The organism is Deinococcus grandis (genome assembly GCF_001485435.1).
GTDB lineage: Bacteria > Deinococcota > Deinococci > Deinococcales > Deinococcaceae > Deinococcus > Deinococcus grandis.
Map to the genome: position 1 here is coordinate 72,952 of NZ_BCMS01000005.1, position 22,449 is coordinate 95,400.

Sequence of the window (22,449 nt, forward strand, 5' to 3'; positions counted from 1 at the left end):
GGCGGCGGGCGAAGCGGCTTTCACGCGGGCACGGGGACGGGCGCTGCTCGTCATGGGGCACCTCCAATCAGGGTCGCGGGGAGCCCCGCCGCTTCGGCGGCGGCGGCCAGCTCGGCGCGGGGGGTGAGGACCGTCAAGTTCAGGCGGCGGGCAGTGGCCAGGACCGCTGCGCCTTCCACGTCCGGCGCTCCTGGTGCGCGCAGGGCGTCGTCTGGGGTAAACGGCACCAGATGCACCAGGCTCTGCAGGAGCAGCGTGGCTTTCTTGGCGCCTGCACTGCCGGTGGGGTACCGGCTCACCACGGCGGCCGCGGTGACGCTGCTCACCTGCACCTGTCCTTCGGAGAGCGCGGCGCGGACCGCCTCTGCCCCAGTGCCTCCGGTGAGGTAGGCCCGAAGCGCTGCGGCGTCGGCCAGCTTACTCATCGGTGTTCTCCTCGTCAGGCGTGCTCCCGTGTAGAGCCTGGATCATCTGCGCGCGGGAAGTGACCTGTACGTTTCCGTTCTCCACCACGAAGAGCAGTGTGTCCCCCTCCCCCACATTGAGGACTTCACGAATAGCTTTGGGCACAATCACCCGGTACTTTGGCCCTAGGCTCGCGCTGTGAACTTCTTGACCCCTTGGGCCACTATCTGACATAGGGACACTTTATCAGCTCAGGTGTCCCAAAAAATGAGCACCTTTCCGGTAATCGGAGTTACCAGAAAGCATAGATTGCAGACGCCTCACAGTTTTTCCTACCAGAAGTACGATATAATTTTCGCATGACTGTTGGGAAGATGAGTGTGAGTCTCGACGCTTCACTGCTGGAGTTCATGGCGCACTACCAGGAAACACACCAGTTGCGCTCCCGCTCTGAAGTGGTCGCCCAGGCCCTGACCCTCCTGCGGGATCAGGAACTCGAAACCCAGTACGCCGCCGCTCTGAGCGAGTGGCAGGGCAGTGGCGAGGCGGACCTCTGGGACCACGTGGCCGCCGACGGCCTGCAGGAGGAGAGCAGTGCAGCGCGGTGACATCTATATCGCTGACCTGGACCCCGCGCGCGCCAGCGAAGCCAACAAACGCCGCCCCGTGGTCATCGTCAGCGCCAACAGCCTCAACCGCACCGTCAACCGCCTCGGGGCCGGCGCCATCACCGTCGTGCCGCTGACCTCCAACGTCACCCGGGTCTACGACTTCCAGGTCCTGCTGCCCGCCCAGCAGACCGGACTGGATCAGGACAGCAAGGCCCAGGCCGAGCAGATCCGCACCATCAGTTTCAGCCGCCTGGGGCCAGCGCCCGTCGGAACCGTTCCAGCGGCCCTGATGGGGCAACTGGACGCGGCCCTGCGCCTGCACCTGTCGCTGTGAGTCGCGTCCACCCATGACGCTGGATCTCTACCGGCACGGACCACTTGCGCCGTCCCGGGCCTGGGCCGCGCTGCCGCCAGAGGAACGCCGCCGCCGGGCAATGGCGGCCGTCGCCAGTCAGGACACCGCTACCCTCCTCGACCTCCTGGAAGCACACCACGTCCACACCCACGGGCACGTCAGTCCGGAGACCCTGCGCAAGTACCGCCTCGGCGCGAGAACCTGGCTGGCGTACGCCGCTGACCAGGCTGTGAAGGTCTTGCATCCAGAGGGCGAAGACACGGATCTGTGGGTACGCTCCCTGGAGGCCGCGGGCAAGTCTCCGGCTAGCGTCGGTGTCCTGCTCGCCGGAGCGCGGGCCCTGTACGCCGCTCTGCGCTGGGCCAAGGCCACCAAGGACACGCCCTTTACCGACACCAAGCCCAGGAAAGATAAACGCCGCCCCTGGGACAAGCGGCAACCCTACCCGGACGCCGACGTGCAGCAGCTGCTCGACGCGGCTCCCATAGAGATGCGGGTGCTCCTGCGGCTGGGGGGCATTGCCGGGCTGCGTGCATCGGAAATCACGGGCCTGACCTGGGGCGCTGTGGACCTCGATGGGGGTGCGCTGACCGTGGTGAACGGCAAGGGCGGCAAGACGCGCCGGGTGCTACTGTCCGCCTCTCTCCTTGAGGATTTGCGGGAGCTGGGCGTACAGGCGCCGGACGCCTTGGTGATCGGCCGAACGCCGGAGGCCGCCCGCGCCCGGCTCCGGACGCTCTGCAAGCGGGTAGGGGTCCCGTACCTGGGCCTGCACGCCCTGCGGCATACTGCGGGCACGCGCCTGGTTCGGGCTGGCTTCCAACTCCAGGACGTGGCCGAACACCTGGGCCACAGTGACGTGCAGACCGCGCGCACCTACGGCAAATGGGCCGATGACCGGCTTAAAGACCACATGCGCCAGCACTGAATTCTGTATGACTACGCCAGAAGTTGAGTTTGCCCGCATTCCAGCCCTGTGGGCTGCTGCGCCGGGCGCTGAAGTCAAGGGTCGTGTGGTCGCGCTGCGTGACTCGACTGGACGGGATCAGGCGGTACCCGTCAATGCCGGGTTGAGTGGCCGTATCTGATTAGCGACCCCGCGAGCCGGACAGCATCGTCACATTCGCTAGGATGAGCCGCATGGCCACCCCGCTGACGGAACAGGATCTCTACGAGATCATCCGCAAGCAGGCGGAGCAGATCGAACAGCTTCAGAAGCGCATCGAGCAGTTGGAGCGTCAGCAACGCAAGTATGCCGCCCCTCATAGCCGGGGAAGTCGGAAAGCCCACCCGAAAACCGCAGGTCGTCGCGCTGGGGAAGGCGTCTTCACATACAAGCGTCCTCCTGCTCCCGAGCAGGAGGACGTCGTGATCGACGTCCCGGCGCCCAACACCTGCACGGCCTGTGGCTACGTCGGCGAGTTGATCTTCAAGCGTCACGACCGCGCCTGGATCAGTGACCTGCCCGCTCAGACCGTGCAGATCACGGCCTACCACGTGCCGGTGATGGTCTGCCCGCAGTGCGGGCAGACCGTACGTGGCGCGCATCCCGACCTCCAACCGGACCAACGTGGGGCGACGGGACACCGATGTGGTCCCCGACTGGCGGCCACCATTCAGGCGCTGCACCACGAGGTTGGTCTCCCACAGCGCCGCATTCCACGGGTGCTGGGACTGACCACCGGCATCCGGGTGTCCCAGGGGGCCATCACCCAGGCCGCCCAGCGCCTGGCACGTGATGGACGTCCGCTGGCGACACATGTCGAGTCCCTGGAACGGGAGCTGCGCGCAGCTCCCTATGTCCACCACGACGACACGGGCTGGCGAGTGAACGCGACACAGGCCTGGGTGAGCACCTTCCGCTCGGCCGAGACGGTGCTGTTCCGAGCGAATCTCCAGCACACCAACGTCGAGTTGCGTGCAGTGCTCGGCAACGCCTTTGGTGGAGTCCTGGTGTGCGACCGCTTCAAGGTCTATGACAGTCACACCCTGGCAGGGGTCCAGCAGCAAAAATGTCTGGCTCACGTCCTGCGCAACGTCCAGACGGTGAGTGAGCAGGCTCAGGGGAAGCGGGGACGGGGCCGGGAGTATGGGCAGCGCTTGGCCGAGGTGTGCCGAGCATTGATGGCGCTGCATGCCCAGCACCGTCGTGGAGGATGCAGCCTGGATGAGTACCGACAGCAGGGTGAGGCACTCACCCTGCGTCTGGACGCCTTACTCGACCGGCGCCCACTGAAGACCCCGGGGAACGAACGGCTACGACTGGGGTTGCTCAAGCAGTACCGGCAGGGCCGGTTGCTGCGGTTCCTAGTAGACCCGGATATCCCGCCGACGAACAACGCGGCGGAACGGAGCCTGCGGTCGGTGGTGATCGCGCGCAAGGTCTCGCAGTGCAGCAAGAACGCGCTGGGTGCACAGACGTACATGCGGATCAAGTCGACGGTGGAGACCGCGCGGTTGCGCGGTCAGGACCCCGTCGATGTCCTGATCAACCTGCGTCGCTAATCACGTACGAGTGGCCACTGCCGAGACGCAGTGGTCCAGAACGCGGGTCATCCTGGCCCGGTTCGGGTCGGGTGGGCGCAGCGCGGCCCAGGCCACAAGCGGGGGGAGCAGCGCAAGAATCCAGCGCCAGCGGCCGGCCTGGTGCCCCACAGGATGTCCCCGTCCAGCCAACTGCCAGCTGTGTGGAAAGACCACGGGAGGCGTCATGGGATGAGGATGCGCGGCTGGACCCTCGTGCCGGAAGTCGCCAGTTGACTTGCTTCCTGTCCATCTGGCCAGGGGAAATGCGCCGACGCCCGCCGCCCATCTCTAACCTGCTGCAGGACGTGGAAGCGGCGCTGGAAACAGACCAGTGGCAGATGCGCGCGTACCTGCCGCCGAGCAACACGGATTCCCACAGCGGCGCCAGCCTGAATCGTGGTGCACCCGTGCTCAACAGCGGCAAACAACCTGATCAACGCTCGGCCCCTGGCATTCATGCCAGGGGCCAGCTGTTGGCTGCAGCACGTGCGAATTGGAGAGCCGCAGGGCCGTGCAAGTGGTCTCACAGCGGTTTTCAGAGGCATTGAGGGAAAAGACAATGCTGAAACCAGCCAGCGCAATCTTTTGGGCGGACGGCTTCCAACGCCACCCGGATCGCTTCACTGACGGTCGTTTTCGACCGTGCTTCCAGACGTCGCGTCTGCGACTTCACTTTCGAAAACGTAACTGCTCAGCAGGGTGATTTTCCGGAGTCGATTGGGTAAGGTGGACCATCAGCGAGGTCCCCTGCCCAAACTGCAAACGACTCGAGGCACGCGTCCGTGAACTCGAAGCCCAGCTCGCTGAGGTGCTGACTGAACTTCGCACCATCAAAGCTCAACTGGCCCGAAACAGCACCACATCCAGTCAGCCTCCCAGTCAGGACAAGCCCTGGCAGCCCAAGAGTGAGCGCCAGAAGACCGGCCGGTCTTCTGGCGCTCAACCCGATCACCCCGGCAAGACCCTCAAGATGTCCGCGCATCCCGACGTCATCGTCGATCTCCCGGTGACGGGACACTGCACCTGCGGGCAGGCCTGGGATGACGTTCCAGTCGACACCCAGGTCGCTCGACAGGTTCATGACCTCCCCGACCTCCACCTTCAGGTCACCGAATACCGCGCCGACGTCAAGATCTGCCCTGGATGTCGTTCCCGGCAGCGAGCACCCTTCCCCACGCACGTCACGGCTCAGGTGCAATACGGTCCACGGGTCCACGCCTTGACGGTGTATCTGAACGTGGCGCACTTCGTGCCCCTCGAACGCACCAGTGATCTGTCAAGGGTTTGGTGGAGCCTCAGTTCAGGATGTAAGCCTGCTCCTCGAAGGCCGTCGGTGACTGATACCCCAACGACGAGTGACGACGGCGACGGTTATAGAACACTTCAATCCACTCGAACACCTCTGTCCGTGTCTGGGCACGGTCCCACTGCGCTTCGCCAAGCCCCATCTCCGTCTTCAATGTCGCAAAAAAGCTTTCCTGGACAGCGTTATCCCAGCATTCTCCTGCCTCGCTCATACTCTGAACGGCCTGCAATCTGTCCAGCGCCTGCTGGTACACATCGCTCGTATACTGGCTCCCTCGATCCGAATGATGCAGGAGTCCGCCTGGTGGGTTCCGACGAGCCACCGCCATCTCCAACGCCGCTGTGACCAGCGGCGTCTGAAGTCGCTCATTCAGCGCCCAGCCGACAATTTTCCTCGAGTACAGGTCCATGACCGTCGCCAGGTACAACCAGCCTTCACGGGTGGGGACATACGTGATGTCCGTGACCCACTTCTGATTCGGGCCGTCCGCAGTGAACACCCGATCAAGAATGTTTTCTGCGACTGGGCGCGAAGATTTCGCCTTCGTCGTCGTCCGGAACTTCCGCTTTCCACGCGCGACAAGCTGTGCTTGTCGCATGAGCCGCCTGATCCGCTGACGACTGACCTGCTCTCCCTGTGCCTTCAGGTCGGCTTGGATGCGCAGCGCCCCGTATGTTCCCCGGCTTTCCTCGAAGCTGGTCCTGATTTTCTCGATCAGCACGCGGTCTTTTGAGATCCTCTTGCTCTCCGGCCTTCCCCGCGCAGCGTAGTACCCGCTGATGCTCACGTCCAGAATCCGGCACATCAGCTCGACTGGAAACTCGTCGTGGTGCCGCTCGATGAACCTGAAGATCAGGGTTGCTTGGCGAAGAAGCGGCCAAGCCCCATACGGGTGCTGTTCTGGCCAAGACAGGCCAGCGCTTTTTTCAGGATATCCCGTTCCTGTCGTGCAATTTCCAGCTCCCGCTCCAGTTCCTTAAGGCGAGCCTCCTGTGGTGAAAGGGCGGGGATTCCCCGCCCGGTGAAGGCTGGGCGGCCGGAGGCCGTCTGGGTGTCCTGCTGCTGCTTCCACCGGACGACGTAGTGAGGGGGAACGCCGAGATCGCGGGCAATCTGGGCGCAACTCTTTCCGGTCGTGCGAACCAACCGGACGGCTTCTTGTTTGAACTCAGCGGTGAATTGCTGCTTGGGTACGGACATTCTGTCCTCCAGTGTGGATCACACTGAACTTACCCTCCACCAAACTCTATCCAGTTCACCTGACACATCGCAGGGATCGGGGGCGTGTCCGGCAGGAACAGCACCGCCCAGATCAGCGGGGCGGCCTGGGCGATCAGCAGACCGCGCACCAGACCTGGATGGTTGGACTGATACCCCCGCCACCGACAAGGGGAGTACACGAGCGGCCGCATGTCCGCAGCATGCGCGCCACAGCCGCGCCGTGGGAGTCGCCAGCTGGCGCAGTGCCCTGTCCAGTTGACCAGGCAGAACTGGCCGACCGGACAGGGCACGCGGACGCCGTCCAGGTGATGCTTACGGTGACGTGCCGAGGGTGTACCGCAGGCGGAACGCATCGAAGTCGCCAAACGTGACCGGCCGCCCATCCAGCACCACCGTGTACGCCCCCGCCGCCACCTGCGGTACCGCTCCGCTCACCGCGCCCTGCTGCAGCGCCTCCAGCCGCACGTCCATGAGCGGCGCCACCCGCGCCGACGGCACGCCGCTGTACACCAGCACGCGGCACCGGCAGCCCGGCAACGCCGCGCCATTCTTCGTGAGCGTGAACCGCAGCAGCGTCGGGCCCTGCGTGCTGAGGGTGTCCTCCGCGTCTGTCGCAAACGTCACCTGCACCGCCCCGGCCGACTGCGTCTCGTGCGCCCCCGCTCCACCTGGCCCCGTCAGGCTCCACAGGACCAGCAGCGTGGTCAGGGCGCGCCTCATGGCCGCTCCGGGTGGAACGCCGGATTCCGCGCGACGCTCTCATCCGTCAGAGCGTGCAGGAAGGCTTCCAGGTCATCCAGCTCCGCGTCCGTCAGGCCCAGCGGGTGGATCAGCGGATCCGCGTTCGGGTTGGGTTCCCCGCCGTCGTTGTACGTCTCCAGCACCTCCCGCAGGGTCGCGCGGCTCCCGTCGTGCAGGTACGGGCCGGTCAGCGCGACGTTCCGCAGGGTGGGCGTCACGAAGCGGCCCACGTCACTCTCCTGCTCGGTCCGGTCGGCCAGCCCGAGGTCCGGGTTGAACACCCGCATGGCGTTGTTGTGCGCCAGCCCGTCCGTGAAGTCCCGCCCGGTGTGGCAGTGGAAACACTCGGCCTTGTCGAAGAACAGGTCCAGGCCGCGCACCTGCGCGGCACTCAGGGCGCTGGCGTCCCCCGCCTGATACCGGTCAAAGGGACTGCCGCGGCTGGTGAGCGTGCGCTGGAACGCTGCGAGGGCCTGCACGAGGCGCTGGACCGTGGGCGCTTCCCCAAACGCCGCGCGGAACTGCGCGGCGTACACCGGGTCTGCCGTGAGGCGCTCGCGGAGCAGGTCGGGGGTCATGTCGAGTTCCGCGTGATCCTGCAGGGGAATCATGGCCTGCACCTCCAGGTTCGGGGACGCGCCCGCCCAGGTGAGGGCCTTGCGGTCCCCCACGTTGATCAGGGTGCTGGCGTTGCGTTTTCCCAGGCGCCCCCCCACGCCGGAACTGACGGCCTGCGGCGCGGTGAAGGCCCGCGCGGGGTCGTGACAGGACGCGCAGGACACCGTGCGATCCCGGCTGAGGATAGGGTCGAAGAACAGGGCGCGGCCCAGCGCGACCTTCTCAGGTGTGGTCGGGTTCGAGGGTGGACCGGGAGGCAGCGGCGCGAGGGCCGAACTGGCAGCGGCAGCCGTGGTGAGCACGATTAGTGCGGTCACGGGCCAGTGCATACTTCACCTCGCTCGAAGAGCGCCGCCAGCGCGCAGTGTACGGGTGTGGATTCGGTCATTTTATGCGGAAGGTGCTCTGGCCGGTGACAGGATGCCCGTCCTCCGAGAGGATCTTCCAGGCGATCACGTACTGGCCGGACTTCAGGTTCGCTTTCAGCGCGATGCTCAGTTGCGCGGCCGTGATGGTGGCACTCAGGGGCAGGCTTACCAGTCGGCCCGAGTCGGCCTTCTCCGCCAGCGCCAGCTTCGCAGCCGCCTCCACGCTCTGCCCGGCCGGGATGGCCATCACCCGGAACGTACTGAAGCGCAGCTTGATGGGCTCGCTGAACTTGAGTTGCACGGCCCTGGGCGCGGCCACCACGGCGTTCAGTGACGGCGTGATGGAGGATACGGCCGTGTGCGCGGTCGCCGTGGAGAGCGTCAGGGCAGTCAGGAGCATCAGGATCTTCTTCATGGGGCACCTCAGGTCGGGGCAGGCCGGGGCCTGCCCCGGAGTGCGGGTTACTTGACGGTGGTCTTGCTGGCCGGGCCCTCGGCGGGGTTCGTGTCGTCCCACGCGACGACGCTGCCGTCGCTGTACGTCTGGTAGATCTTCCACACGACCTCACCCGCCGCCGCCGGGTTCTTCGCCTGGAAGAAGAAGCGGGCGTACTCCATGGGCGCCACGCGGCCCGTCCAGACGATCTCGGTCACGAGACCGTTCGCATCCTTCTTCACGGTGCGCGTGAAGCCGGGCGTGACCTGGAAGCGGCTGATCACGACCCCGGCGGGCACCACGAGGCGGATCTGGGTGGTGGCGATCTCCTTCTCGGTGGGGACGTTCAGGCGGTAGGTCTCACTGGCGCCCACCTTGCTCTCCGACAGGCCCGTTTCGGTGCGGACGGTCGCGTGGGCACTCGCGACGGAGATCAGAACGGCGGCGGTCAGGGTCAGGGCGGAACGAATCAGGGTCTTCATGGGGCGTCTCCTTGAGGGTGGGTGGAGCGCTGCGCTCCACCCGGATGAGGGCGAATGACTGGGACTGTTCAGTGTCTGACTTACTTCTGGCCGGGCATGCTCATGCCTGCCGTGGGTGCCGTGCCCGCCAGGCTGAACGCCGTACCCAGGTTCAGGTAGATCTGATCGGCCACCGGGCCGCCGTGCACCTGCGTGTACTTCGCGTCGCTCAGGTCGAACTTCTCAGTGCCCACCCCGGCAGCGACCATCCGCGCGGCGTTCAGGTTCACCGTCACGGGCGCGCCGCTGTCCTTGATCTGGATCGTGCCGGGCTTCATGGGGTCACCCAGACTCACGGTCAGGCGGCGGGTATCGGCCCCCATGTGCAGGGCCACGTCGCGGGTCTGACCGCCCACCTGCGCCTTGCCTTCGAAGCGGCTGAAGATGTACCCGGGGTTCCACGCCCAGAACATGCCGACGTCCAGGCCCAGCGGGGCCTGCTGGGTGCTGGCGTCCAGGTGGTTCAGGGCGCGCGGGACGCCCACGTCGAAGCGCACGCCCCGGTACGTCCCGGCCGGCACGTCAGCTTTGAGGACCGGGACGTTCTGGGTGGGGTTCGTGCCGCCCAGTTGCAGCAGGGTGAGGCCGGGCACAGGCAGTTCGGTGCCGTCGTCTCTGACGAGGGCAACGTTGCTGATGTACAGCTGCCAGAGGGTGGTGGTGATGACCTGTCCGGCCTGGGTGGTGAGCTGGCCGGTGAAGGGCCGGTCGCCGTTCAGGACGTTCAGGTTCAGGGCGAAGGGCGCGGCGAGGGTGGTGCCGGTCAGGGCAGCGGTCAGGGCCGTCAGTCGGATCAGGGTGCGCATGGTGAACTCCTTGGGGGACCTGCAGGGCAGGCCGGAAGAGACGAGATGAGGGTGACGTCGGGATGAGCGGGAGAGGAGCCGGATCACGGGCGCGGGGAGGTGATCTCGCGCATGGGCAGCGCCGACAGGGGCTGTCCCGGGATATGGATGACCAGCGGGCATGGATGCGTGGCGGAGCAGGAGACGCTCAGGGGGCGTCCAGCGCTCTGCCGGGCAACCAGGGCCGACAGGGGGACGGGCAGCGCGGCCAGCAGCCCGAAGCCCAGCAGCCACACCTGCACGGCGCGGGTATTCCGGTGCTGGGCGGTCACGACAGGACCGCCTTCACGGCAGGCAGGCGGCGCAGCAGCAGGTCCAGCAGCAGCACCGCGACGAGACTCACCCCGACCAGGGGGAACGCGATGCCCAGCGCGGCCATGATCGCCACGCCACCTTTCCAGATCACCGGGTTGGGCATGGGCGGCGCGTGCAGGCGGCGGGCCGCGGCGGGTCGGCGCAGCCACCACATCACGACGCCACTCACGCACAGGAACGCGATCACCGCGCAGGACAGCAGGGCCAGGGCGTAGTTCAGCGGGCCGTGCCGGCCTTGGTGCAGGGCGATACCGGCGGCCATGCCCTTGGCGCCCAGGCTGTACTCATTCCAGCCGACGCGGGCAAGTTCCCGGCCGCTGTATTGGTCGAGGTGCAGGGTCAGGTCGCGGCGCGCGTCGGTCAGGTCGCCGCTCATGGTGCTGGCACTGATCGTGTACACGCCGTCCCGGCTGCCGGGCAGTGCGATCCAGTAGCTGGGGAGTTGCGCGGCCGCGTAGCGGTTCACGGCGTCCAGGGTGACGGGTCCGGTCACGCCGGGGGTGCCTGCACCGGAACCGGAGGTGGGGAGTGGGGTCTGCTCGAGGTTCCATGGCACGGCCTTTTCCCCTTCGCGGTTCAGGGTGGCGGTGGGCAGCGTGCTCTTGGGGGCGCCGTAGACCAGAGCGGGGAAGGTGTTCCAGGCCTGCACGATCTTCCCGCCCCACACGCCGGTCCAGGCCATGCCAGTCAGCAGGAAGAACACCAGAATGCCCGCCACCCAGAAGCCCAGGGTGGCATGCAGGTGCTTCCAGCCGGCCCGGCCGGGGGCGCGCTGCGGGATGAAGGCGGCGCGCCAGGCACGGCGGCCTTTCACGGGCCGGGGCCACCACAGGAAGAGGCCCGTGGCAGTCAGGACGAGTGCCCAGCCGCTGGCGAGTTCCAGGATGCGGTCTCCGGTGTCACCGAGCAGGAGGGTGCCGTGGATCTTCTCGGCGACCGTGTTGACCCGGCTGGCCTGATCGACCTGTCCGAGGACCTGCGCGGTGTACGGGTTGACGTACACGGTCAGGTCACGGCCCTGGGTGGTGACGGCGACCTGGGTGCTCTGGGTGGGGGATGCGGGGGGCCGGACGCGGGTGACCTCTCCGGCCGGGTAGAGCGGCCGCACGGCATCTATCTGCCGGTCGAGGGAGAGGGCGGTCTGGCCGGGCGTGACGGTGAGGAAGGCGCGGTACTGCAGGCGCTCGATCTGCGGGGCGAACAGCATGACCAGGCCGGTCAGGGCGAGGAGGAGCAGGAAGGGCGTGACGAACACGCCAGCGTAGAAGTGCCAGCGCCACGCGGCGCGGTAGAGCGCCATGGGCCGGGACGGAGACGGCGAGGGCATCGTCGTCAAGAGGGAACCTCCAGAAGTCAGAACGTGAGGGAAGAGACGTGTGCTGTTCTGGAGGTGGGGGGCGCGCGGGGGTCCGCGTGCCGGACAATGGCAAGCGCCAACGTCAGGGGGACGTTGGTCGGTGTAGGTCCAGCTGGGCTGTTATCGGCACGCGCGGTGACAGTTTCGGCTTCAAGGGCAAAAGCGGCCGTGAAACAGAAGGGGCAGTGCGCGTCCGAGTGGTGGTGGTCGTGAGCTGGGGGCGCGTTGGGTGCGGCGTCCGTCAGACTCGGCCCGGTACCATGACCGGCATGAGGGGCCGGGCTGGAGGCATCTGGCATGTCACTCATGCCGTCGGGCATGACGGGGGCGTGAGCGGCCGCGTGCCTCTCTGTCAACGTGGCATGTGACGGCGCGGTCGTGGACGCCAGGGTGGTGAGGGAGAGGCCCAGTCCACCGGCAGCGGGGCTGCGGGTGAGGTGGGCCAGGGCCGCGAGGAGGGTCAGCAGCGCCAGCACCCAGCGGCCCACGGCGGAAACCGTGAGGGACTGGGTGCTGGCGCGGCGGAGCATCGCAGGGATAGTACCGTGCGAAACAGGTGAGAATGTCCTGTCGAGGACTTGAGAAACAGGTGGGTGGCGCCGGAGGAGCATTCGGGTGAGCAAGGTGCGCGTCGTCAGCAGTTCGGGAGGCAGTGTCAGATCGGCCTTTCCAGGTGGATGGGATCACAACTGTCGACGCAGCTCAGGACAACCGGAGAATGCCTCTGTCCATTCCGGTTCATCCGCCGCACGCTGAAGCCATGCGCGTCCTGTTCCCACTGCTGCTCGGCCTGAGTCTCGCTGCCCCTTCCCCAGTGCCCCCCTTGCCCCCGGCTGGGCAGGTAGACGTCGGCGCGCCCGCCCAGAGCGTCGCCCTGAGCGCCGATGGCCGCACCCTCGTGGTCGGCACGGCCAGCGACGTGCAGCGCCTCGACCCCAGAACGCTCCGCCCCCTGGGTGTCCTGCCCGGCAGTGACGGCGGCGGGTGGGGCGCGACCTTCAGCCGCGCGGGCCGACTGGCCGCCGCCGACATGAGCCGCGGCGTGACCGTCTGGGACGACCTGAACCGCCCACCACGCACGCTCGACTCGCCCGGCGGGCGGGTGTTCGCCCTCGCGTGGCACCCGGACGGCCAGCGACTCGCACTGGGCGACGCGGGCGGGCACTGGCAGGTCACGCCCGGCGGGCCGCGCGGCCAGCTGCGCGGCGACGTCATGGCCGCCGCCTGGAGTCTGGACGGCCGGACGCTGTTTCTCAGCACCGGACAGGAGGACAGCGCCACGTACGCGCTGGACGCCGCCACCGGCCGGGTCCGCTGGCGGCAGCAGAACGTCCCCGCCATGCACACCCGCCGCGCCTATTACGGCCTGGACGAGGTGAACGGCCTGAGCCTCTCCCCGGACGGGCTCACCCTGGCCAGCGCGCATCAGGACGGGCGGGTCCTGCTGCGTGACGCCGCGACCGGCCACCTGCGCCGCACCCTCACGGGCGGCGAGGACACCCGCTGGGCGGCCTTCACGCCGGACGGCGCGCAGGTCGTCGCGGTGGGCGAAACGGGCCGCGTGAACGCCTGGACAGCCGCCGGGCAACTGGTCGGGCAGGCGCAGGTCAGCGGGGAGCTCTGGCACGTCCTCGTCCTGCCGGACGGGCGGGCGCTGACGGCCGGGGCGGACGGCACCGTGCGCGCCTGGACGCTGCCTACACAGGTCCGCTGACCGGGTAGCGTGAAGGCGTGATCGTCCTCGACTCGGCCCTGGCCGCCCGGCTGCTCACCGACCCGCACACGCGGCGCATCCTGGCGGCCTTCCAGGGGGACGGGCAGGTGATCGCCGACGCGGCCCGCGCGCTGAACCTGCCGCTGGAGACCGTGCGGTACCGCGCGCGGCGCGCCGTGCAGGCGGGGGTGCTGGTCGCGGCGGGTCGGCGCACGCGGCGCGGGCGGACGCAGGCGGTGTACCGACTGCCGCTGCCGGTGTTCGTGCCGGGCCTGCAGGTGCCCGGCGGGCCGGACACCCTGCTGCATCCGGATGAGGACGCCTTCCTGGCGCAGGTGCGGCGCGTGAGGGCCGCGCTGCTCGCCGGGGGCGGGTGGGGGCTGCGCGTCACGGCGGGCACACCGGACCTGGTGGCCGAACTGGCCCGGCCGGAGCAGCGCGGCGCGACCATGGACGACCTGCGGGACCGGCAGGCCCCGGCGGTGGTGGACGTCAGCAGCACCCTGACCCTGAGTGCCGAGGACGCCAAGGCCCTGCAGGCCGAACTGCTGGACGTCTACGCCCGCTACGCGGCCCGGCAGCGGCCCGGCGCGGCGCACCTGCTGGGCCTCACGCTGTACCCGGCGTCCCCGTGAAAGAACAGCTCTGCACAGACGGCAAGCCAGTCGAAGAGACCCGAATTACCGCTCCAGATCCATCCCCTGCACGCGCCCGCTCGCGGTGAACTGCACTGTCTGTCCTTCCTGCACGCCGCGCCCCAGCTCGCGCGTCGGCGCCACGATCACACGGTTTCCGTCCTGCACGGCGGACAGCTCACGCCCCTTCCAGGCTACTTCGCCGGCGTACTGCTGGCCTTTGGTCGTGATGGCCACATAGAGCCCATTCCAGTCGTGCCCGCGCTTCTCCAGAGCCTGTTCGGCCTGCTGCAAGGCCCTGACCGCCTGGCGGTCGCTGATCTCCAGCAGCATCCGGCGCAGGCCCTCGTTGTCCCCCCGCGCGGATTCGATGCTGACCTGAATCATGCGTGCCTGGCTCACCACCGAGAAGTTCAGCTGGTGGCCCGCTTCCACCCCCAGCTCACGCATGAACTCGCGTTGCGTGCGGCCGTTTCCTTCGCGGAAGGGGTGGGCGGCATTCATGTCCCCCATCAGCTCAGCGGCCTTCCCCGCGAACTCCGGCCGGGACAGGCCGCGCAGCTGGTCGTCTCGCTCCAGCTGGCGGAAGGTGTCGCGCAGGAAGGGCTCAACCATGGGGCCATCCGCAAAGCGGGTCCCGCCCTTCATCAGCCCTGCAGGGGGCATGAATCGCTCGCCCTCGATGGTGGTCCACTCCCCGCGGGTCTTCCCGGCCCACTCGTACACGTCGCCGAACGCACGGCGGTGGATCTCGCGCAGGTGGTGCAGATCAAAGCGGCCCACCGGCCGCTCCAGCTGCTGCATCTGGGCCAGACGCACACTGCTGATGGCTGTCTCGCGGGCCTGTAGCTCGGCGGCGTCCGTGATGCCCAGGCGGTTTTTGAAGGTGCCGTTCTCCTGGAGGTAAGGATCGGCCACGGGCAGCCGGTCAGGGACGACGGGCTGGAAGTGGGGCCGTTTTCAGGCGCTCCACGACCTCATCCGCGCTCAACTCACCGCGCACGTACCCGTCCAAGTGACCCTCAAACGCGGGATCGATGTGCAGGCCTTCAAGGCGCGCTTCATGCCGGGCGTGATCCAGGGCCTGACGCCGGCGCTCCTGGGCCAGAATGGGAGAATCCTGTACGGTCATGCGTGGCACCTCCTCTTCGTCCTACACGGAGAATATCATGAAGTGACCGGCTCATTTTTCGGAGCTGCGTCCAGCTCCTCTGGCTTCTCTTGACCCTCCGCCTCAACCGGTGACATTGCCTGCGTGTCGAGTGAGTCCTTGAGCAGCTCAATCAGTTCAGCGTTGGCGATGTCGTGAGGGTTCATGACTTCTGATTGTGGCTCATGCCCGGAGCCAGCCGGGCCTCATCTGCCCTTGACCAGTCAGGCGGAAATGGTCAGGAATCGACTGAAGAGTTGAAGAGTGGGGGCCAGGCAGGGCAGTTGCTGCCCCACGACCGCCAGTTCATCACTGTGGAGTTTGAGTGTCCGGCACTCCTCCACGCTGAGTTCTGCGGGAGGGAGGTTTCTATAGGCCGCGTCCAGGGCTGCGGCAGCGAACTCCCAGTTCTCCTGCTGCGCGCACAGCACGGCGTTACGGTAGAGCGTCATGGTCGAGGTCATAGGCACCTGGTCATGCGGGAATGAGGTCGGCAATCGTGTAGGTGCTGCCGAGGTGAGTCAGGCGTGTGGGCGATGGGAAATGCAGTCCCCCCCGACGTGTGAGGCGGTGGTTGGAGCAGTCGCCCAACGCGCCATTCATCTCGAAGAGGGCGTCCTGAGCGCGCCGAATGGCGTGCTTGGTGGCATCCGGCATCACCAGATTGAGGTTGTAGAGGCAGTGTGCGCTGTTGGTGACCGCGTCCCGGTCAGGGAGGCACTGGAAGTCCAGGACATAGAAGTAGTGCTGGTGATCTAGCGCCTCACGGAGCGCAGTAGTGATGTGAGGGTGCGTTGTTTCCGGGCCGCACTGCAGGGTGATCAGCGTGACGTGGCGGTGCAGGAGCGTGTGGTGCAGCGAGCTCTGTGCACAGGGCACCTCGGATACGTCCAGCAGGCGAACCGCAAAGCCCCGCTGCACCATGCACGCTATGAGGGAATTGTGGTTATTGATTCCTGCGCAACTGGGTCACAGCCGAGCTCCATGCAGGAGGCGCCTTGGAAGCTCAGCCGCTCGCACTTTCCGCCACGCCACGGGCAATCGGGCCTTCAACGTCTGAAGATCTGACGGGCAGAAGTTCGCGAGGACATGCTGCTTCACATACGCCCACACCGGCTCAATCGGATTCAGTTCAGGCGCGTATGGCGGGAAGTACACCACCGACAATCGAGGTTCAGCTGCAACGAAGGCGCCCAGCGCCTTCGTCTTGTGAATGCGGGCGTTATCGAGCAGTACCGTGATCGATCCAGAAATGTGACGCAACAGATGCGACAGAAACGACAGGACGTGTGCGCCGTTGATCGACGCTGGATGCGTGTGTTGCAGAAACTGTCCCGTCGTGGCGATCGCTCCAATCGTCGACACGCTGTCCCAGCGGTACTTGGACACCAACACGGGCGTCTGACCACAGGGGGCCCAGGTGCGGGTCACGGTGGGCTTCAAGCTGAAGCCCACCTCATCGATGAAGACGAGTGTTTCTCCGGCCTCAACTTTTTTTTTCCAACTCGGGCACCGTGGTGTCCACCCAGGTGACGAGGGCCTCCTGATCCTGTTCTCGTGCCCGCCTCATCGGTTTCTGTGGTGTGAATCCCCACTGCCGTAAGAGCCGACTGAGGTGATCGACGTCGTACCACACGTCGTAGGTCTGGCCGATCAGCTCGCGCACCTGTGGGCACGTCCAGCGGGCATTCGGGGCCTGCGCGGGGCCCGGCCCCGCGCTGAGGATCGTCATGATCTGGGCGATCTGAGCGTCTGTCAGTCGTGGTGTGCGGCCTGGAGCAATGGTGGCTTCAAGAGAGCCCTGTGTGCGCAGACGTTGTCGCCATCGTCGAACGGCACTGCTGCTGACGCCGCACCGTTCGGCGATCTGGGTGGAGCTGAGCTCCCCTGCGCGGAGATACGGCTCAGCGAACAGTCGCCGTTCTTCCATCTGTTCGCGGGTCCACCGGGTGGGTTGCCAGGCTGGCGGCATGCCCTCATCGTACCCCTCTCGTTACGCTCCAACGCAGGAATCAATAGTGTCTGCCGGTTGACGTGACCGCTGCGGCGCGTGGAGTGACAGCAGGTGGGACCCATGGGTGGTGGGGTGGTGGTGGTGGTGGAGCAGGCGACCCTGCTGACCCGCCAGGAACTCCGTGTCGAACAGTGATCCGAGGTGCTGACTGCACTGGGCGCGCGCTTCCGGTGAGCGGCACAGTTCGTCAGGCAGGATGAACTCGAGATGCCGAGCGGCATGAACGTGAGAGGTGAGCTGGTGAGACGTGGTAAACACGGGGTGACGAGTGGACGGAGTCAGTCCGGTGAGCGTGCTGCTGCTCCCCTGACCACTGTGTAGAACTTGCCCCATGAATGAAGCGTAAAGCTGATGTGAAAAAGTTGGCCGACTGGAAGCCGACTATTTTATGAGAAAATAATGTGATTCACTCCGCGCATTTCATTCCCGCTTCGCCTGTTCAACTCAGCTGATCTCCAGCATCCTGGCTGCCAGGCCTTTGGGCGTCAGGTGACCGTCCAGCAGGGCCCGCACGGCACGGTCAACCTCCTCCAGGGTGCCCATCATCGGATAGAGCGCCGCCGTGCTCGGACGCACACCGTAACTCTGAATGATGGACCGGGCCCGCAAGTGGTAGCTCTCCTTGTGATGGGTCAGCAGCCCGTAGGCAATCCGGACGGCGGAAATGGGCTGACGCCAGACCATCACCTCACCCACCTGCTGCAGCAACTCCTTCTTCTTACGTCGGCTCCCGCCGGGATCACTCTGAACAAACGAGAAATCACGGCGAAGGTCGAAATCCAGCGCGCGGAGCACCAGATCACACGCATAGACCGGCGGGAGGACGACGTCATCAAAGGCAACGTTCTGTTGACCGACCTTCATCACGTTCCGGATGGCAAACGCGCAGGCGCCGATCGGCTCCGGCATGAGCGCCAGATACGCGGCAGCGGTGGGGTGCCAGCGGTGAAGGAGGCGGGCAAGACCCGGGCCACTCGCGTACCGCCGCTCCTCAGCCTCAGCAAACACCCGCCGCAACCCAGCCTCCATCCGCGCGACGGACGTGCCACTCGGCGCGTTCCAGGCCAACGCCAGCTCCAGCCCGGCCCCCAGCGACAGCACCCGCAGGTCAAAGAATTCCCCAGGCAGGTCACCGATCTGCTCCAGCGCCCCCGCCGCTGCGGAATACTCCCCGCGGCCCAGATGCGCTGTAGCCGTCACCCACTTCGTGAACAGACGCTGCCACTGGTAAATCCGGAGCCCCTCATCGTCCGCAAGGCGACAGATCTGGATGGCCTGAGCGAAATGACTGGCGCGCTCCTCCAACTCGCGGCCCTCACGGGGCAGGGCCGTGGCACGCATCAACTCACGCATGGCCTCGGTCATCCAGCCAAATGGCTCCTCCCCCGGCAGGGTGGGGAACACCTCACCGTCCAGTCCCCCCACCCCCCACAACGCCGCCTTCTGCTGCATCAGTGAGCGGGCCCGTTGCTGGTAGACCCCATCGACCCGCTGAATCAGATCATTCACTGTGGCCACCGCTTCAGCAGAGTTGCCCAGGAGGAACAGGCTGTTCGCCAGGGCCAGCTCCGTGAACCGCCACCCGTACCGGAACGGTTGCCGCCGATCATCCTGAGCCAGCGCGATCGTCGTCTCCACGTGCCCGGCCACGGAGTGGCACGAGATCAGGGCTGACCTGGCCCGGGCCACGGAGACCCTACCGCCGATCTGCTCGGCCAGAAACAAGGCCTGCGAAGCGTACTGCAGGGCCTCGTCGAAGTTCTGCTCGTTGAGGTGAAGAATGGATTTGGGAATGTAAATACCAATCTGAGCTTCGATCTGAAGGTCCGTGATCGGCACCTGAGCCAGGCGCCTGAGCGAAAAATCCAGGGCGCCTCGCATCTCCGCCAGGCGGGCGTGCATATGGGCGCCGCCCTCCATCATGATGTTGACCGACCGTTGGTAGACCGCGAATCCTTTGGCTACTTCGTTCGCAATCACGCTGCTCAGCGTCAGGCACTGTTTGAGCAGGCGGTCATACTTAGGCGTGCTGCGCCAGTAGGACACGATGAGTGCCCGCACATAGGCCGTGTCTGAGCCCACGCCTTCCAGTGCGTCGACGATCTGCTCGGGGGTGACCTCCCGCTCGAGCTGCTCAATGAACCAGTCCTGAAAAACCTGGGAGGATTCGAGATCGACGGCGTCTATGTCCATTCAACACCAGCAGCAGGCCAGCAGGCGGTCAGTCCTTGTCTGCATTGATCGCAGAGCAGCAGCCAGCCCCAGCCGGCTGGAAGACGTGCCCCTGCGTACTTACAGCGTACGCTGAACCCACGCCAATCAGAAGGACAAGAGCATACCCGAGCAGTTTTTTCATGGAGAGCCCCCTTACGCCAACCAATCTTCCAGAACGGATCTGGCACATTCAAGCTGAGCCCGTTGAAATGGGTAGGTGATCCCAGCCTCAGCAAATATTTTCTGTGCTCCAGCGGTTGCGCCCAGCAGCATACTGCACTTCAGTCGTTCGAGAGACGCCGTTCTGTCCTGCTGGTACGCATGTACGAACTGCAGGGCCGCAAGCATCGCAATCGCGTAATCAATGTTGTAGAAGGCGTACTTAAAGGTGTGGGGCTTCTGCCACCGCTTGTTCAGGACGTCATCCAGATCTCTCCAGTCCACACCGGCCGTCCGCGTCAATCGCCGGGATGCAGCGTCAATCTCATTGGTGGTTGGTGGCTCCTGCTGATAGAGCCACAGTTCCAGTCGGGTGCGTTCCTCTACGTCACTGAACCGCTCCATGATGCGTTCCACTGTTGAACGCAGGTACCACCGCCGCTCCTCTTCACTCACCGCGTGCAGCTCGAAGAATTCCAGCAGCCCGATATAGGTGAACACGAACGCGTAGAACTCCTGCACTTCCCAGAAGCCCGTGAAATCCCAGAACACGTGATCCGGCACGCTGGAGATGCTGTGATGGTGCGCCGCGTGGCCCAATTCGTGCAGAAGACCCCGGAATGACTCCACGCCACCGGAGAAATTACAGACGAGCACAGAGCGTCCTTCCTTCATAGAGTGGGCACAGATGTTGCCGTTCGGTTTCCCAGGCCGAGGGGAGAGGTCAAATCCACCATGATCACGGATTTGCCTGACCACATCACCAAACTGGACGTCCAGGCGGTTCAGGACTCGCTCTGCGGTGGGCACGTACTCTTCGATTGGTAGCTGGAAGGTCGTGGGGACCGTCAGGGCCACATCCAGATCCCAGGGCCGCAGGGTCTGCACGCCCAGCGCCTCAGCCCTGTGCTCCTGAAGGCCCCGTTCCACGCCCTGGAACACCTCACCGATGGCTTCCAGAAGCGTTTCGGTGCTGGCAATCGTATCTGCCCGGTCGGCCCAGTTGAGACTGGCGTAATCCGGGTGGCCGCTCTCCACAGCGATATCCCGCCTCACCTGAAGGAGTCGACCGAACAGCGTGTCAAGGGCAGGTGCGCAGGCCAGCTCCGCAGCTTTGATCTGGCGCCAGAGCGCTTCACGCTCATCCTGTTCCCGTGTTGTTCTGAGCCGCGCTTCAGCGGACGCCACCGTGAGGCGCTCACCGGCGTACTCCACTTCCTGGCGGGCCGTTATGGTCTGATACTCCTTGAACAGTTGCCGCTCCTCAGTCCGCAATTCGAGGAGCCGCGGAGACGGCTCCGGTTCTTCCGCCAGCGCGGCAGCCACCGCGGGTGCAGGTCCGCCAGGCCGCTCGCCAGAGCCTGGCGCTGTAATTCACCGTCCAAGCGTTCCATCTCACGCAACCAGTCTTCTGAAAACCGGCGGTGCAGCGCCTCGGTCTCCTCCTGGTCCGAACGGGTGTGCTGGGCAACGATCTGTTCCAACCACAGGCTCTGCACCCCGAACTTCAACTCGTTCCAGGACCGGAACCAGCCGGGCAGCGCCTCCTGACCTGGGTTGAGATCCGTCAGGGCCCGCTGCGCGTCGACAATAGCCTGTGCCCGGCGGTCAAGGTTCTGCATGGCGGTGAGCATGCCGTAATCTATAACCAGCCCCTGCCTATGCCCATGTCGTCACGCCTGTGTCTCCATGATCTGTTGCTGTCGGCCGTTCCTGCGCTGCTGCTGGTAACGGTCGCGTCGGTGCACGTCTGGCGCTGGCATCACGAGCCGGTCAGCGCCTGGCGAGGGGGTGGCTTCGGGATGTACGCCACGGTGAATGACCAGCGGGGCCGCCGGGTCTCCCTGCTCGCTCTGGACGGGCACGGACAGTGGCAGCAGATTGAACCGCCCCGAACACTCAGGCACGTCAGTGATGCACTGACGCTGCACCCATCAAGAACTGCCCTGCGGGCCTAAGGGGAGGCCGCCGCCTGCAGCGCTGAACTGCGGCAGTCTCAGAGCGGCTTGACTGCTCTGAAAGTCGACTACAGAGAACTCACCTTCGATCCTGAACGGTTCACCGTGACCAACACACTGAAGGAGTCCGTGCGCCTTGACCCCTGTCCGTAAGGCGCTCAGCTGGTGGGCTGGCCTCGCCGCTGAGGTGGACGATTGGCACGCCCTCTGCCTGATGACGCTCTTTATCCTGGTGAGATACAGCAGCTTCGGCGATCAGGTGCAGGCTGCCTACGCCTGTCTCCTGGCCGTGGCTCTCCTCTTCCGGCGGGTGATCGACACACAAGGCTTCTGGTTCACCGTGCTCCTGGCCGTCGCTCTGCCAGTGGCGAACAACTGGTGGGCACCGGGTGGACACACTTTCCTGCTCCTGTACTGGATCTGCGCCGTATTCCTGTCGTTCTCCGCACGAGATCCACGGGGCATGCTGGCGGTCTCCGGCCGGTACCTGATCGGGACGTCATTCCTGTTCGCCGCACTGTGGAAATTGATCTCGCCTGAATTCACTGATGGAACGGCCCTGCGGTACTTCATGACCACCATGATCCCGATTGGGGTGACCACACAGCTGCTGACAGGGCTGACACAGGATCAGTTACAGCACAACATCCAGGTCATCACAGAGCTCCTGAAGCAGAGCTCAACCGTGACTGTACCCCTGATCAAACCGCCGCACATCGCGCTCACCGCCGAGGTCTTCACGCGGGCGACCCAGGTGACTGAAGTGGCGCTCTCAGCCGTCTTCCTGGCGCCGCTGGCGCCACATCAAGTCGGCTGGAGAGACGTGGCCCTGATCTTCTTTTTCGTCAGCGCCTACAGTGTCCTGCCCGTGCCCAGCTTCGCCGTGCTGCTGGCCTGTATCGGTTTCGCCAGTGCATCATCCTCGGTCACCAGGTCGTTCTTCCTCTTGGCGTTCTTCCTCTGATCTGTCAAGGGTTTGG

Annotated in this window: 25 protein-coding genes and 2 pseudogenes; 8 read left to right on the forward strand and 19 right to left on the reverse strand. The window is 65.6% G+C overall.

Annotated features, from left to right (window positions below; all coding sequences use genetic code 11):
* Positions 1 to 50: 50 nt before the first annotated feature.
* A complete protein-coding gene (locus DEIGR_RS18620) occupies positions 51 to 425 on the reverse strand; it encodes a PIN domain-containing protein (RefSeq protein WP_058979910.1) in 375 nt (124 codons plus the stop codon).
* Positions 418 to 639: an AbrB/MazE/SpoVT family DNA-binding domain-containing protein gene (locus tag DEIGR_RS21660; protein WP_083524331.1), complete on the reverse strand. Its 222-nt coding sequence runs from the start codon at positions 637 to 639 to the stop codon at positions 418 to 420. Before DEIGR_RS21660 ends, DEIGR_RS18620 begins: the two co-directional genes overlap by 8 nt.
* Positions 640 to 764: 125 nt before the next feature.
* Between DEIGR_RS21660 and DEIGR_RS18625 the strand changes: the two genes are divergently transcribed.
* The 5 genes and pseudogenes from DEIGR_RS18625 to DEIGR_RS21415 all read left to right on the forward strand — a co-directional run.
* Positions 765 to 1,013: a ribbon-helix-helix domain-containing protein gene (locus DEIGR_RS18625; RefSeq protein WP_058979912.1), complete on the forward strand. Its 249-nt coding sequence runs from the start codon at positions 765 to 767 to the stop codon at positions 1,011 to 1,013.
* Positions 1,000 to 1,350: a type II toxin-antitoxin system PemK/MazF family toxin gene (locus DEIGR_RS18630; RefSeq protein WP_058979913.1), complete on the forward strand. Its 351-nt coding sequence runs from the start codon at positions 1,000 to 1,002 to the stop codon at positions 1,348 to 1,350. Before DEIGR_RS18625 ends, DEIGR_RS18630 begins: the two co-directional genes overlap by 14 nt.
* Before the next feature lie 13 nt (positions 1,351 to 1,363).
* Positions 1,364 to 2,299 (forward strand): tyrosine-type recombinase/integrase, encoded by a 936-nt coding sequence (locus DEIGR_RS18635; RefSeq protein WP_236704984.1) that lies wholly within the window; start codon positions 1,364 to 1,366, stop codon positions 2,297 to 2,299.
* Positions 2,300 to 2,511: 212 nt separating this feature from the next.
* Positions 2,512 to 3,876: an IS66 family transposase gene (gene tnpC, locus DEIGR_RS18640; RefSeq protein ID WP_058979917.1), complete on the forward strand. Its 1,365-nt coding sequence runs from the start codon at positions 2,512 to 2,514 to the stop codon at positions 3,874 to 3,876.
* 754 nt (positions 3,877 to 4,630) lie between these two features.
* Positions 4,631 to 5,176, forward strand: a pseudogene (locus DEIGR_RS21415) (DUF6444 domain-containing protein); the annotation flags it as partial.
* A gap of 16 nt (positions 5,177 to 5,192) precedes the next feature.
* On the opposite strand, the pseudogene DEIGR_RS18645 reads toward DEIGR_RS21415, so the two are convergent.
* From DEIGR_RS18645 to DEIGR_RS18690, 8 genes and pseudogenes are all read right to left on the reverse strand, one after another.
* A pseudogene (locus tag DEIGR_RS18645) lies at positions 5,193 to 6,403 on the reverse strand (IS3 family transposase).
* Positions 6,404 to 6,736: 333 nt separating this feature from the next.
* On the reverse strand, positions 6,737 to 7,144 hold the full coding sequence (locus DEIGR_RS18660) for a hypothetical protein (protein WP_058979921.1): 408 nt from the start codon (positions 7,142 to 7,144) through the stop codon (positions 6,737 to 6,739).
* Entirely contained in the window at positions 7,141 to 8,100 is a 960-nt protein-coding gene (locus DEIGR_RS18665) for a cytochrome-c peroxidase (RefSeq protein WP_160329973.1), read from the reverse strand. Before DEIGR_RS18665 ends, DEIGR_RS18660 begins: the two co-directional genes overlap by 4 nt.
* Positions 8,101 to 8,167: 67 nt before the next feature.
* Positions 8,168 to 8,566 carry a copper resistance CopC family protein gene (locus tag DEIGR_RS18670; RefSeq protein WP_058979924.1) on the reverse strand — a complete coding sequence of 133 codons (399 nt, stop codon included), beginning with the start codon at positions 8,564 to 8,566 and terminating at the stop codon, positions 8,168 to 8,170.
* 47 nt (positions 8,567 to 8,613) lie between these two features.
* The gene (locus DEIGR_RS18675) at positions 8,614 to 9,069 is read right to left on the reverse strand and encodes a DUF1775 domain-containing protein (RefSeq protein ID WP_058979926.1); all 456 of its coding nucleotides are present in this window, start codon (positions 9,067 to 9,069) and stop codon (positions 8,614 to 8,616) included.
* A gap of 80 nt (positions 9,070 to 9,149) precedes the next feature.
* Complete coding sequence (locus DEIGR_RS18680) at positions 9,150 to 9,914, reverse strand: MbnP family protein (RefSeq protein WP_058979927.1); 765 nt, start codon at positions 9,912 to 9,914, stop codon at positions 9,150 to 9,152.
* An 83-nt stretch (positions 9,915 to 9,997) separates the two neighbouring features.
* A complete protein-coding gene (locus tag DEIGR_RS18685) occupies positions 9,998 to 10,225 on the reverse strand; it encodes a hypothetical protein (protein ID WP_058979929.1) in 228 nt (75 codons plus the stop codon).
* Positions 10,222 to 11,595: a PepSY-associated TM helix domain-containing protein gene (locus DEIGR_RS18690; protein WP_083524333.1), complete on the reverse strand. Its 1,374-nt coding sequence runs from the start codon at positions 11,593 to 11,595 to the stop codon at positions 10,222 to 10,224. Before DEIGR_RS18690 ends, DEIGR_RS18685 begins: the two co-directional genes overlap by 4 nt.
* Positions 11,596 to 12,385: 790 nt before the next feature.
* Here DEIGR_RS18690 and DEIGR_RS18695 point away from each other — a divergent pair.
* Positions 12,386 to 13,339: a WD40 repeat domain-containing protein gene (locus DEIGR_RS18695; protein WP_058979933.1), complete on the forward strand. Its 954-nt coding sequence runs from the start codon at positions 12,386 to 12,388 to the stop codon at positions 13,337 to 13,339.
* Positions 13,340 to 13,356: 17 nt separating this feature from the next.
* Positions 13,357 to 13,974, forward strand: a complete 618-nt coding sequence (locus tag DEIGR_RS18700) for an Lrp/AsnC family transcriptional regulator (protein WP_058979935.1) — start codon at positions 13,357 to 13,359, stop codon at positions 13,972 to 13,974.
* A 45-nt stretch (positions 13,975 to 14,019) separates the two neighbouring features.
* Here DEIGR_RS18700 and DEIGR_RS18705 read toward each other — a convergent pair whose 3' ends face one another.
* The 9 genes from DEIGR_RS18705 to DEIGR_RS20985 all read right to left on the reverse strand — a co-directional run bounded on the left by DEIGR_RS18705 (position 14,020) and on the right by DEIGR_RS20985 (position 21,145).
* Positions 14,020 to 14,892 carry a Fic/DOC family protein gene (locus DEIGR_RS18705; RefSeq protein WP_058979937.1) on the reverse strand — a complete coding sequence of 291 codons (873 nt, stop codon included), beginning with the start codon at positions 14,890 to 14,892 and terminating at the stop codon, positions 14,020 to 14,022.
* A 10-nt stretch (positions 14,893 to 14,902) separates the two neighbouring features.
* Entirely contained in the window at positions 14,903 to 15,106 is a 204-nt protein-coding gene (locus DEIGR_RS20700; protein WP_153013966.1) for an antitoxin VbhA family protein, read from the reverse strand.
* A gap of 35 nt (positions 15,107 to 15,141) precedes the next feature.
* Entirely contained in the window at positions 15,142 to 15,291 is a 150-nt protein-coding gene (locus DEIGR_RS20980) for a hypothetical protein (protein WP_160329974.1), read from the reverse strand.
* A 57-nt stretch (positions 15,292 to 15,348) separates the two neighbouring features.
* Complete coding sequence (locus DEIGR_RS18715) at positions 15,349 to 15,576, reverse strand: hypothetical protein (protein ID WP_153013967.1); 228 nt, start codon at positions 15,574 to 15,576, stop codon at positions 15,349 to 15,351.
* A gap of 22 nt (positions 15,577 to 15,598) precedes the next feature.
* Positions 15,599 to 16,048 carry a hypothetical protein gene (locus DEIGR_RS18720; RefSeq protein WP_058979942.1) on the reverse strand — a complete coding sequence of 150 codons (450 nt, stop codon included), beginning with the start codon at positions 16,046 to 16,048 and terminating at the stop codon, positions 15,599 to 15,601.
* A 45-nt stretch (positions 16,049 to 16,093) separates the two neighbouring features.
* A protein-coding gene (locus DEIGR_RS20115) for an IS630 family transposase (RefSeq protein ID WP_153013568.1) occupies positions 16,094 to 17,096 on the reverse strand; the annotation gives its coding sequence in 2 pieces (ribosomal slippage) (positions 16,094 to 16,624 and positions 16,626 to 17,096; 1,002 coding nt in all).
* A 486-nt stretch (positions 17,097 to 17,582) separates the two neighbouring features.
* On the reverse strand, positions 17,583 to 19,331 hold the full coding sequence (locus DEIGR_RS18730) for a hypothetical protein (protein ID WP_058979944.1): 1,749 nt from the start codon (positions 19,329 to 19,331) through the stop codon (positions 17,583 to 17,585).
* A 174-nt stretch (positions 19,332 to 19,505) separates the two neighbouring features.
* Positions 19,506 to 20,837, reverse strand: coding sequence for a M3 family metallopeptidase (locus DEIGR_RS18735; protein WP_160329975.1), 1,332 nt, complete (start codon positions 20,835 to 20,837; stop codon positions 19,506 to 19,508).
* Complete coding sequence (locus DEIGR_RS20985) at positions 20,741 to 21,145, reverse strand: hypothetical protein (RefSeq protein WP_058979949.1); 405 nt, start codon at positions 21,143 to 21,145, stop codon at positions 20,741 to 20,743. The genes DEIGR_RS18735 and DEIGR_RS20985 overlap by 97 nt, the downstream gene beginning before the upstream one ends.
* Positions 21,146 to 21,605: 460 nt before the next feature.
* On the opposite strand from DEIGR_RS20985, the gene DEIGR_RS18745 reads away from it, so the two are divergent.
* The gene (locus DEIGR_RS18745; RefSeq protein ID WP_058979951.1) at positions 21,606 to 22,433 is read left to right on the forward strand and encodes a hypothetical protein; all 828 of its coding nucleotides are present in this window, start codon (positions 21,606 to 21,608) and stop codon (positions 22,431 to 22,433) included.
* The last annotated feature ends 16 nt before the right edge of the window (positions 22,434 to 22,449 follow it).

Bases quoted from the DNA above. Each gene is read 5' to 3' on its own strand.
- DEIGR_RS18660 (WP_058979921.1), bottom strand. From the start codon at position 7,144: ATGAGGCGCGCCCTGACCACGCTGCTGGTCCTGTGGAGCCTGACGGGG.
- DEIGR_RS20985 (WP_058979949.1), bottom strand. From the start codon at position 21,145: ATGCTCACCGCCATGCAGAACCTTGACCGCCGGGCACAGGCTATTGTC.
- DEIGR_RS20980 (WP_160329974.1), bottom strand. From the start codon at position 15,291: ATGAACCCTCACGACATCGCCAACGCTGAACTGATTGAGCTGCTCAAG.
- DEIGR_RS18625 (WP_058979912.1), top strand. From the start codon at position 765: ATGACTGTTGGGAAGATGAGTGTGAGTCTCGACGCTTCACTGCTGGAG.
- DEIGR_RS18720 (WP_058979942.1), bottom strand. From the start codon at position 16,048: ATGGTGCAGCGGGGCTTTGCGGTTCGCCTGCTGGACGTATCCGAGGTG.
- DEIGR_RS21660 (WP_083524331.1), bottom strand. From the start codon at position 639: ATGTCAGATAGTGGCCCAAGGGGTCAAGAAGTTCACAGCGCGAGCCTA.
- DEIGR_RS18670 (WP_058979924.1), bottom strand. From the start codon at position 8,566: ATGAAGAAGATCCTGATGCTCCTGACTGCCCTGACGCTCTCCACGGCG.
- DEIGR_RS18690 (WP_083524333.1), bottom strand. From the start codon at position 11,595: ATGCCCTCGCCGTCTCCGTCCCGGCCCATGGCGCTCTACCGCGCCGCG.
- DEIGR_RS18680 (WP_058979927.1), bottom strand. From the start codon at position 9,914: ATGCGCACCCTGATCCGACTGACGGCCCTGACCGCTGCCCTGACCGGC.
- DEIGR_RS20700 (WP_153013966.1), bottom strand. From the start codon at position 15,106: ATGACCGTACAGGATTCTCCCATTCTGGCCCAGGAGCGCCGGCGTCAG.
- DEIGR_RS18620 (WP_058979910.1), bottom strand. From the start codon at position 425: ATGAGTAAGCTGGCCGACGCCGCAGCGCTTCGGGCCTACCTCACCGGA.
- tnpC (WP_058979917.1), top strand. From the start codon at position 2,512: ATGGCCACCCCGCTGACGGAACAGGATCTCTACGAGATCATCCGCAAG.
- DEIGR_RS18635 (WP_236704984.1), top strand. From the start codon at position 1,364: ATGACGCTGGATCTCTACCGGCACGGACCACTTGCGCCGTCCCGGGCC.
- DEIGR_RS18675 (WP_058979926.1), bottom strand. From the start codon at position 9,069: ATGAAGACCCTGATTCGTTCCGCCCTGACCCTGACCGCCGCCGTTCTG.
- DEIGR_RS18695 (WP_058979933.1), top strand. From the start codon at position 12,386: ATGCGCGTCCTGTTCCCACTGCTGCTCGGCCTGAGTCTCGCTGCCCCT.
- DEIGR_RS18715 (WP_153013967.1), bottom strand. From the start codon at position 15,576: ATGACGCTCTACCGTAACGCCGTGCTGTGCGCGCAGCAGGAGAACTGG.
- DEIGR_RS18730 (WP_058979944.1), bottom strand. From the start codon at position 19,331: ATGGACATAGACGCCGTCGATCTCGAATCCTCCCAGGTTTTTCAGGAC.